Origin of the sequence: Rummeliibacillus sp. POC4 (assembly GCF_003576525.1) — a bacterium.
In the GTDB taxonomy this organism is placed as follows: Bacteria; Bacillota; Bacilli; order Bacillales_A; family Planococcaceae; genus Rummeliibacillus.
In genome coordinates this window covers 1-883 of sequence record NZ_QWUA01000160.1, presented here as the reverse complement: position 1 = coordinate 883, position 883 = coordinate 1, and the positions used below count along the sequence as shown (strand labels likewise).

Sequence of the window (883 nt, the reverse complement as noted above, 5' to 3'; positions counted from 1 at the left end):
GCCTGAATAACCCCATCTTACAAATGGTCAATCTTCTTTACAGTGACTTTAACAGTTAATGTGTGATCTCCTCCAGTGTATACACCTTCAACTGGACTAACATCGGTATAGTCTCTTCCGGCACATAAAATAATGTGATTCTCAAGTGCTTCAACATCATTTGTAGGATCTAGGCCTAACCATCCAACTCCAGGTACCATTATTTCTACCCAAGCATGTGTTGCTGAATTTCCGATTAAATCATCTTCTTTACCAACATATAAATAACCGCTCATATAACGGGCAGGAATGCCATTAGCACGTAAAACACCAATCATTATATGTGCGTAATCTTGGCAAACGCCGGCTTTTAAGTTATAAGCTTCTTGTGCGGTAGTTTTTACATTTGTGGCAGTTGTATCATATCGAATATTTGTGTGTAAATAAGTCATAAGTGCAAGAGAAAATTCTATTGGATTATTACGATAGCCAATAATATTATTTATATGATGTATTTGTTCTTCTGTTAAATAGGTATATTTCGTTGCTTGTAAGTAGTGTAAATAATGATCCTTAAATAGTTGTGATTGGAAAATATCTTTCATTTTGTTCGAAAAGCTTAACTGATCCATGAGGGGAGCCTTCTGTATACTCACTATAGATGTTGTTTGAATTTCAAGTCTATTATGTTTTTGTGGAATATAAAAATCGGCAGCTGCATTATGCCAAATATCTATATACTCGCGGGTAACTGAGTTTGGCCAAATTTCAATATCATAAAACAGTAACCTTTGGCACTCATTTGTGCGCGGTTTTAGATGTATAGTATTTAAACTTTGCTCAACAGGACTATCATAATCAAAGGTATTTAAATGAGTTATTTTATATTTCATTGAGAATTCTC

1 protein-coding gene is annotated in these 883 nt (G+C 34.2%); it reads right to left on the bottom strand.

Going from position 1 to position 883, the window contains the following annotated elements:
- Positions 1 to 17: 17 nt before the first annotated feature.
- On the bottom strand, positions 18 to 883 hold an 866-nt coding region (locus D1606_RS18570), incomplete at its 5' end, for a transglutaminase family protein (protein ID WP_233548174.1).